This is a genomic window from Mesorhizobium sp. ArgA1, assembly GCF_053714375.1.
This window is the reverse complement of the sequence record NZ_JBSKBQ010000048.1, coordinates 1-8,907: the sequence shown is the minus strand read 5'-3', so window position 1 is coordinate 8,907 and position 8,907 is coordinate 1. Positions and strand designations below refer to the sequence as shown.

Genomic DNA, 8,907 nt, shown 5'->3' with positions numbered 1-8,907 from the left:
GGCCGGCACGCGCGCCAGCGATGCAGATCGGGTAGACCTTGCCGGCCTCTCGCTCAAGCTTGGCCTCAACACGGATCTCGTGTTCCCACAGATCGCCGAAATCATACTCGTATCGAATGCGCTGGCGCACGCGCAGCTGAAGATCCGTGAGCGTGACCTCCTTACCTACCCCGTCACGGTGGCGCTCGCCTGATCCGCGTTGTGCCATAATGCCTGCCGTGCAGCTTGAAAGCGTGCAGATGATAATCCTCCCAGCCGAAGGCGATCTGGATTGTTCGGTGCAGACCGAAGAGCGTCATTTCTTCCGATACCAGCAGCCTGCGCCAGATCATCGGCGAGATTCGTCGCAAGCTCACTTTCAACCGGTAAACACCAGATGCGCCATCGTCAGACATGGCGCCCACGCTAACCCATGGCGGACGGCACCCCCAACTTTTTCATGCTCCCCAAAATGGAGACCTTTATTAATCGATCGGTGAGCGATGAATCGCGAGTGGTCGGCTGGAATTTGAAGCGCGACGCTGAGAATCCACAGAAGCTGCCTGAACCAGTGTAGCAGGAGCGAGAAGTTGTAGCTGGCGTCGGCCAGGATGGTTGATGGCATCGCCCTGCTCGCCGGCATCGCAGTTGCGGCCTATCCGGTGCTCGGTTCTTAACGTGACCGATCACGGGTTCGATCGCGGGGTTGATCGAAGGCTCGGTCCAGATCAAGCGCGCTATTCCGACCTTGGCCCGAGCGGGCGAAAATGGAGGCCTGTGGACGCGCCGTTTTTGCTGAGTGGTCAGCTTCTCGAAAGCTAGTTGCTATAGCTTGTCGTTGGCGTGCGAGCTCGCAATCCATTCGCCGCTGAGACTTTGATCTGAGCCTGTCTGCGCAGATTTGCGAGCAACCTATATTCTCGATGGAGAGCGGTATGGCTGGTTCTCAGTTCAATCCTCGGCAGTTGAGCCCGTTTGCGCCAGGCCTCGCGCGGCAGAATACCGGTATGCACGGAGGGCAACAGGCGGACGGCGTACAATAGGATTCGCGCAAGATCGACCAAAGCGCCAACTGGCAGCGCCTAACCTGTGGCCATCCGTTTAGCCTGTGTTAAATTACTTCTATGTGACGTTTACGAGTATGTGATAGCTGTTTGTTCAGCAGAAAAAGGCAATCGGAGAAACGTTCTTTTCCGCGCAGAATGATCCAGCTGGGCGCGTTTAGTGACGGGACGCAATCACCTTCCGGGTCATCGGCATGACGAATCGTAAATTGGTGGAATATTAGAGGCATAGACCCATTACCTATGCGCTCGAGCCGCATCGACTCTGCCATCCGACGGACGGGCAACGTGTGCAGGCGGACTATCGGGGCGCGGCACAGTACTTGACCGGCAGCCTTCTGGCGCCGGTCAGGTATTTGCCGCTCACCCTCGATTTCACCGCTTCGCAGGTTGCATCATCACCGCCCGTTCCACCATATTGCGGACAGGCGACGGCTTCGGACGGCGCATATCCGACATCGCTAGCTTGAAAGGCGCTCCATAGACAATGCCGCATGACACGCCCCTTATCGCTACCATCGTCGCCGGTCTGGGGCTGGCTTTCGTCTTCGGCGCTCTCGCCAATCGTTTCCGCATTCCCCCATTGGTCGGCTATCTCGTAGCCGGCGTGCTGGTCGGGCCGAACACGCCCGGTTTCGTCGCCGACGCCGGCCTTGCCAACCAATTGGCCGAAATCGGCGTCATTCTGCTGATGTTCGGCGTCGGGCTACATTTCTCGCTCAAGGACCTGCTGTCGGTCCGCGCCATCGCCGTGCCTGGCGCCATCGTCCAGATTGGCTTTGCCACCGCGCTCGGCGCCGGGCTGTCCTGGATGCTCGGCTGGTCGATGGGCGCGGGTTTGGTGTTCGGCCTGGCACTGTCGGTCGCCTCGACCGTGGTGCTTTTGCGCGCACTTCAGGAACGCCGGCTGATCGAGACAGAGCGCGGCCGCATCGCCGTCGGCTGGCTGATCGTCGAGGACCTGGCCATGGTGCTGGCGCTGGTGTTGCTGCCGGCGCTTGCCGGTGTACTCGGCGGCCAGGAACAGGCCAATGCCCATGCGAGCGACCTGCTGTCGCTGCCGGCCAGCTACGGCATATGGGGTGTCGTGGGCATCACGCTGGCCAAGGTCGCCGCCTTCGTCGTCGTCATGCTGGTTGTGGGCCGCCGGGTCATTCCGTGGATCTTGCACTATGTCGCCCATACCGGGTCGCGCGAACTGTTCCGTCTCTCGGTGCTCGCCATTGCCCTCGGCGTCGCCTTCGGCGCGGCAAAATTGTTCGGCGTCTCGCTGGCGCTGGGTGCCTTCTTCGCCGGCATGATCATGAGCGAATCCGAGCTGAGCCACCGCGCGGCCGAAGAATCGCTGCCGCTGCGCGATGCCTTCTCGGTGCTGTTCTTCGTCTCCGTCGGCATGCTTTTCGACCCGTTCAGCCTGATCAGCAACGGCCTGCCGATCCTGGCGACGCTGGCCATCATCGTCATCGGCAAGTCGCTGGCGGCGTTCGTCATCGTCGTCGCCTTCGGCTACCCCCTGGCCACGGCCTTGATGATTTCGGCCAGTCTTGCCCAGATCGGCGAATTCTCCTTCATCCTGGCCGAGCTCGGCGTCGGGCTGAAACTCCTGCCCGAACAGGGCCGCGACCTGATCCTTGCCGGCGCCATCCTGTCGATCGTGCTCAACCCGCTGATGTTCCTGGTCATCGATTGGATGAAGCTTTGGCTGGAGGCCCGCGCCGCCAGGACGGCACCACCGGTGGACGCCAAGCCGGTTGGTCCGGCGACCGAACCGGGCCAGGTGGCCTCGGTCGCCGCAACATCCAGCAAGGAAGACGGACCGCCGCCGAGGACGGCGCTTGCCGGTCATGCCATCCTGATCGGCTATGGCCGGGTCGGTGGCCTCGTCGGTGCCGCGCTGAAGGAAGCGGCACAGCCTTTCCTCGTCATCGAGGACGCCGACAAGACGCTGGCGAAGCTGAAAGCAGACGGCATCGAAACCATCGCCGGCAATGCCGCCAATGCCGAAGTGTTCGCCGCCGCCAATCCGGAGGGCGCAAAGCGACTGATCCTCGCCATTCCCAATGCGTTCGAGGCCGGCCAGATCGTGCTGCGGGCGCGCACCGCCAATCCCAACATCAACGTCGTCGCCCGCGCCCATTCCGATGGCGAGGTCGAGCATCTGACGGGGCTCGGCGCCGATACGGTGATCATGGGCGAACGCGAGATCGCGCGCGGCATTGTCGAAGAGGTGCTTAGCCATAAGCCGGTGTCGCGGCCGCGGGCGACCGAACCTTCCGCTGCCTGAGCCCACAACCCAGAGCCAGCCAGCGCGCATATGCCTGCAATGTGACCGCAGGCAGGTTCAAGCGACGAATGCAGAACCGCCATTTTGCGCGACACTGCTGATCACCGAGTCAGTCGGCGGTGAAAGCCTCGCACGGGCGATCGACCGCGTCGCACCTGGCGGGATCATCGCCATGTTCGGTTCGAGCAGTGGCGAACTCACGCCTGTTGGATACCGTCAGTTCGTTCTGGGTCACGAGGGGCGAGGCTTCAGACTTTCGCGTATCACATGTCTGTTTCAGGCATTGGCGCTGATATCGACCACGTCGGCGGAGCTCAGGCAGTAAAGGCGCTGCTGGAGAACGCAAAGGCGCTGACGACGCTGGAGATCAGCGGCCCGCAGCTGGCTCGCTCGTGTTCGGGCGCCGATAGATCGCAGAAATCCCCATGCGCTACATCAGCGTCGCTACATGGCGGCCGACCACGACACCGGCTCGCCGCAGCAGCGCCCGAAGCATCCGCGTCCCGGCGAAGGGGTAAACGAGATGCAACTCGTCGAGCCGGCGCATAGCGCCAGGTCCTCGGCCGAAACCGGCCGAGGCTTATAGTAGACCGTACTGCGGGCAAGGCCGAGCCTCTTGGCTTGCCCGACGATCGAAAAGGCGTGCTCGCGGTCGATCATCGTTTTGCGCTCAACAGGCCGGCTTTGCTGAGCGCGCCCTCTAGGAGACGTGTGCGCGGGACGCGCTTTGCGTTGATTTTGTTTGATTTTGTCGGGTTTCAGGGCAATGGGCGGAAAGATATCCGCGGCAAGTGGTCGGCTGGGCTTTTGGCGCTCTTGTGTGAGCGCCAGTGGTGGTCTTGCCCGCTATGCGCCCATCACTGCCATCGCCTACAATATGAAACGCAGTTTGAAGGCACGTCACGAATCCGGCCCTGCGCTCATTGATCCCGTTGATCTCCGGTCGCCATCTCATATTTGATGCTTCAGGTTTTCGGCTCGGCTAAAATAATGTGGTCGCGATTTGCCATCGTTCGGACGTTGCACGGCTTGCCTGGTGGGCCAGCGTAGCGAGTTCCGCAAGATAGCCGTCCACTGCAGCTCGGGCGGTAACTGTGCCGGGGTGACGGAAAGTTAGACTGGTTCCTTCATGTGACCGGTTAATCCACAGGTATGTCTCGTGCGAATCATCACTGCCGCTGGCCAGCAATCTCACCCCCCGGCTGGCCCACAGATCCGATCCCGGGATGCTGCGAATGTCCGAGTAGGATATCATGAAGCGGTCGCGCAGCGGGGCTCCGAGCAGGTCCATGGCTCTGCTAAACGGCACCCGCGCTGTTTGCTTGGCTCGCGTTATTTCCAACTTGGCCGCGCCCATGATCTCCGAGAATCCACCTGCCGCACTGAAGCTGACCGGGCTCATTCCGACGTACCAGCCGAACGAGCTTCTCCATCGCCAATCGTGCCGAGTTTGAATCGGCGTGACGGTATGGAATTCCTGTTTATTTGCCAACGCACGGCCGACCATCGCTAAGCAGGCGAAGATCCCGGCCATGGTGTTTCCACCGTTGACCCGACACGCCCGATCAAATTCGCGAGCGGCGGCGGCGTCGAACAGCAAGATCCGTCCGCTACGTTGCGCAACCCCTTTTGAACTACCGATGGACACTGGGAAATCCGGCAGTTGGCCAGCGTTTGCCGCGATCAACTCTCGCCAGTGGATGATCGCCGGATGGTCGACTGTGAGGCCGGCCATTAGGGTTCGTTCGCTTTCCGCATAGTCCAGATGGCTGTGAACAACGGGCAAACGCGGTGCCACACCCTCTATCGCAGCGGCGTACAACTTGGAGATTTCATGGGGGACCAACGCCAATGAGTAGCCATCAGTGAGGAAGTGGTCGCAGGCAAGCACTACGGTGGTCGATCCCGGACGACTGACCGTAACCAACACGTAAGCTGGCCATTGGAGGGGGCTCGTCTCCGCGTCAAATAATTCTTCCATCCTCCCGACCAATTCACTGGTATTGGCGTAGTCGCCGAGTTCCGTCCCGTTGAGCGCGGCAGCATCGGGGCCGACAGTGAAACGCTGAATCGTCGAACCTTCCTGGGTGATGTGGCTGCGCAACGCCTCGTGTCGGTCGATCCAGTTCAGGACCGCCCGAGTGAAGGCGGGCGGGTCGAATGCGCCTGATTGTTCAAACGCCACGGCCAGCCACGTCGGCCGGCCGTCTCCAACGCAGTCGAGGTGTTCCTGCTGAGCATGGGACGCGCGGCGCGAGTCGGGCCGCCACCGACTTCGGTCTGGCACAACGATCCGCCACGCCGTCATCCGGCCTGGCTGCACGGCTAGTCTATTGATGTCCATACCCGGCCTTCACTGTCGAGCGGTCATGCTCAACTTGCAAGCTGCGCATGAGACGAAAAGGGGACCACCAGATCCGAAGCGTGCAGGCCGCGCTCAGAATACTGCAGACCGCAGGCTTGGTCGGGTGCACAGGGCAGGGAAGGCGTCCATCCACAGGGGACTGTCCGCAGCCAGCACAGGCCAGCAGTCGCCGCATTACTGCAGGCCTAACAACGCAATCGCCGTCAGTGGGAACCTTGGAGCGCAGGCGCGAACCGGTTTGTCCGAGCAGCAGCGCCAAATAATTGTGCGGCAGTTCCCTAAGGCGGAAAATTTCAGTGCTGCTCATGTGTCGACCACCGTTGTCCGGCCGGCAGATAGCCCAAGCGGGACAGCTCGCAGCCGGCGATCCGTTCAAACTCCATGATCTGCTCCGGTGTTAGCTCCTCCGCATAACGACCCAGTCGGCCTGAATGCAGCGGTTTACCCGCGGAGTTGGCCGCCGGGTGCCCGTAAGGGCGCTCGAACAGCGCATGCTTGTGTTCCGCGTGCCGCAGCACAGCCTCGTGCCAGGGCAGGCCCAGGTGATTCAGGATTCGCGTGAGCGACCGTCGCGGGTGGCGCACCAGATCCTCATAGCGGAGCTCAAAATAGACGTTCGGCGGCGAGACCTGATGCGGTCGCGATACGACTTCGAGCCAACCTTCCGCAGCGTCGGCGACAGTCTGATAACCCCAATCTGGCACGGTTTTCAGATGCGACGCGGCCAGATCCCGTCCGTCCCGCACGATATGCACGAAATGAGCCTGCGGCCACAGTCGGGCGTAGGCATCCACCTGGGCGATCTTACGCTGCAGTTTCAGCCCCCAGCGCCGGGCTCCGGCGCGCTCCTTGCGCAACTCACCAATTTCATTGATCAGTCGGCATCGGTCGACGAACGATACGATCTCACCAGCCACCTCGCTCATCACTTTGGTGACCAGAGCGCGTACATCCTCGAGGTCCAAGCCGAACCTCAGGCATTGCACCAAAAAGTGTAAGCCGTCATACCAGAATGGATCGATCCCGCTTTTGGTGTAGCTGGTCACCTGGGGCAAATGGGCGGTGAGTAGGTCGGTCGCCTCCAGGATGTGAGATCCAAGATTCAGTGGTTCGAGAAAATCGATCTCTGGCCCGACGACCATGTCGGGGTGCGAGTCCAGTACCACGCTGAGTAAGGTGGTACCGGACCTGTTCTCGCCGCCAAGCAGCACAGGGGTGGTGGAAAACGGGGCGGTACCGGGCATCGGAGCGTTTCTTGTCAAGTTTCTTAGGATGGCTTTGCCGCAGTGAACCAGCGACAGAGCGAATTCGGGGTGGCCAGGAAATGTTCACCGGCGAACCGGACGGCGGCAGCCGACCTGTCCGGTTGGTCCCCCGTATTCTCCATTCGGATCACTGCAGTCGCCAGTGCCTCTCTTGCAGCTTCAAGAGCGGATTGCACGTCGGCGTCGGTCAATGCCGCCGACGGCATAAACCTGCCGCCGTACTGCATGAGAAAGCCCCGGGACCACATTTCCTGGAAGAACATGCTGCCGAGCTGGTCGTGGGCGAATACTACGTCGAACATGGTAGGCCATGCGAACGCCCATGCCTCGACCCTCTGGCTGGCGAAGACATCGTTAAGCCCGGTGAGGAGTTGCTTGCCCACTTGCTGCATTCGGGCCAGTGCAACTCCATCGCGGCACGCGTTAAGCGTGCTCAGGGCTGCCGCAAACGGTGTGACCTCACGCTGGAAGGTGTTGCCGAGGTAGGTCTTGTCGGCGGCCTTAAGGACGTCCGCCCGACCGGCTACCGCAGATAGTGCTGTGCCGTTGGCCAGTCCTTTGCTTAGCGTGATCAGGTCCGGTGTGAGGTTGGCGGCAGTGTGGTAGCCGCCGTCCGCATAGCGGAAACCGGTCATGACCTCGTCCAAAATCAGCAGGGCGCCGCGTTCGCCGACCAGCTGCTGAAGTTCCTGATGATATTCGGGTGGGAAGAAGTTGACCTCCGGGGTAACGATCACCGCTGCGACACGACGGGCCTTGGTCAGCTCTTGGAGCCGGTCCAGGTCGTAACCGAACTCGATGCTATCCCGGTCCCTATTGGGCAGTCCCATCGTTGGCCGGTCCTGCAAGTGCCAATCGTGCCAGCCGTGATATCCGCTCGTGAGCACCAAGTTCACACCAGTAGACGCGCGGGCGAGACGGACCGCCGCTGTTGTGGCACAAGAACCGGTTCGGAAGAAAATCGAGCGCTCGGCAACCGGGAATATTTCCGCCAGCCGTTCGGCCAATTCGACACGATGCAAAGATAAAGGCCCGGGCAGAATACCACCTGTGCGGCGCATTTCCTTCACAACATCGGTGACGACTGGCTCGTATCCAGCTCCCAAAGGCGCTGCCCCGCTGCAAGACGTGAGATCCACGTACCTGTTTCCGTCAGCGTCCCATACATGTGCGCCGGACGCGCGGGCGTAGACCGCCGGAAAGCGCCGGTTGAAGTCCCAATTTGCCGATGCGGTAAGCAGCAGTGCTCTATGCATTGCTGAGTTATGTAGGTCGGCCGTGCGCAAGACCGGGGAGGGCGCATTGATGGACATGGATAATCTTTCGCTTGAATGGTCGGATCACACGTTCGTCAAACCAGTTTCTAACTGTTCGGCGGGCGTTCACCTGAATCGATAAAGACGAAATGAACATCCGCATCGTTGTCCGGACCCGCTTTTGGGCACTGCCGGTCGCCCGCAAGATCGGCAACACCACCGGATAACGACAGAGCATGTTCAAAAGTCGTGCCAATCAAACCCGGCGCCTGCCGGCGTAGAGGACAGCAATGCCGCCGAAATTTTGTCGCACGTTCGACAAACGCCACAATATGCGTCGGCAATCGGACGTTTTCTCGGGACTATCCAACGACGCTTGAGCCTCTCGAGGTTTCAATTTCTCGACGTCGCAATGATCGTCCTCTCATAACGCGCAGGCCTAAGTTACCAATCCAAATCGATGACGAAACCTGCAAAATCAAAGCCTTCGAGGGCATCGCCATATGGATCGAAAAGAAAAATCCAAACTCCGGGGTTAGGATCGAAGCCTGCGATGCGTCCGTCACCAATTTAATGGGCCCTAGACTAAATTCTCGGGGCATTATGGTTGCGCTTGTGCCCACATGTCTGCCACCTCCGTAAAATGGCCTCGGGATCCAGGCCGACCGTCGCCGGCACCCGGCCTCACCAACCG

The 8,907-nt window shown here is 60.7% G+C and carries 7 protein-coding genes and 2 pseudogenes; 1 reads left to right on the top strand and 8 read right to left on the bottom strand.

What is annotated here, in order from left to right; all coding sequences use genetic code 11:
- The 3 genes and pseudogenes from ACWGTI_RS31675 to ACWGTI_RS31665 form a co-directional block, all read right to left on the bottom strand.
- The coding region (locus tag ACWGTI_RS31675) for an IS1096 element passenger TnpR family protein (RefSeq protein WP_454590574.1) at positions 1-208 on the bottom strand (208 nt) is incomplete at its 3' end.
- The gene (locus tag ACWGTI_RS31670; RefSeq protein ID WP_454590573.1) at positions 174-395 is read right to left on the bottom strand and encodes a plasmid pRiA4b ORF-3 family protein; all 222 of its coding nucleotides are present in this window, start codon (positions 393-395) and stop codon (positions 174-176) included. The genes ACWGTI_RS31675 and ACWGTI_RS31670, both read right to left, overlap by 35 nt.
- A 116-nt stretch (positions 396-511) precedes the next feature.
- A pseudogene (locus tag ACWGTI_RS31665) lies at positions 512-681 on the bottom strand (IS5/IS1182 family transposase); the annotation flags it as partial.
- Positions 682-1,530: 849 nt separating this feature from the next.
- Between ACWGTI_RS31665 and ACWGTI_RS31660 the strand changes: the two are divergent.
- Positions 1,531-3,327 carry a cation:proton antiporter domain-containing protein gene (locus tag ACWGTI_RS31660; protein ID WP_454578692.1) on the top strand — a complete coding sequence of 599 codons (1,797 nt, stop codon included), beginning with the start codon at positions 1,531-1,533 and terminating at the stop codon, positions 3,325-3,327.
- A gap of 433 nt (positions 3,328-3,760) precedes the next feature.
- On the opposite strand, the pseudogene ACWGTI_RS31655 reads toward ACWGTI_RS31660, so the two are convergent.
- The 5 genes and pseudogenes from ACWGTI_RS31655 to ACWGTI_RS31635 form a co-directional block, all read right to left on the bottom strand.
- A pseudogene (locus ACWGTI_RS31655) lies at positions 3,761-4,023 on the bottom strand (IS3 family transposase); the annotation flags it as partial.
- A gap of 286 nt (positions 4,024-4,309) precedes the next feature.
- Positions 4,310-5,512: a condensation domain-containing protein gene (locus ACWGTI_RS31650; protein ID WP_454578691.1), complete on the bottom strand. Its 1,203-nt coding sequence runs from the start codon at positions 5,510-5,512 to the stop codon at positions 4,310-4,312.
- 473 nt (positions 5,513-5,985) lie between these two features.
- Positions 5,986-6,936 carry a sulfotransferase family protein gene (locus ACWGTI_RS31645; protein ID WP_454578690.1) on the bottom strand — a complete coding sequence of 317 codons (951 nt, stop codon included), beginning with the start codon at positions 6,934-6,936 and terminating at the stop codon, positions 5,986-5,988.
- A 23-nt stretch (positions 6,937-6,959) separates the two neighbouring features.
- Entirely contained in the window at positions 6,960-8,270 is a 1,311-nt protein-coding gene (locus ACWGTI_RS31640; protein ID WP_454578689.1) for an aminotransferase class III-fold pyridoxal phosphate-dependent enzyme, read from the bottom strand.
- A 50-nt stretch (positions 8,271-8,320) separates the two neighbouring features.
- Positions 8,321-8,557: a hypothetical protein gene (locus ACWGTI_RS31635; RefSeq protein ID WP_454590572.1), complete on the bottom strand. Its 237-nt coding sequence runs from the start codon at positions 8,555-8,557 to the stop codon at positions 8,321-8,323.
- Positions 8,558-8,907 lie beyond the last annotated feature (350 nt).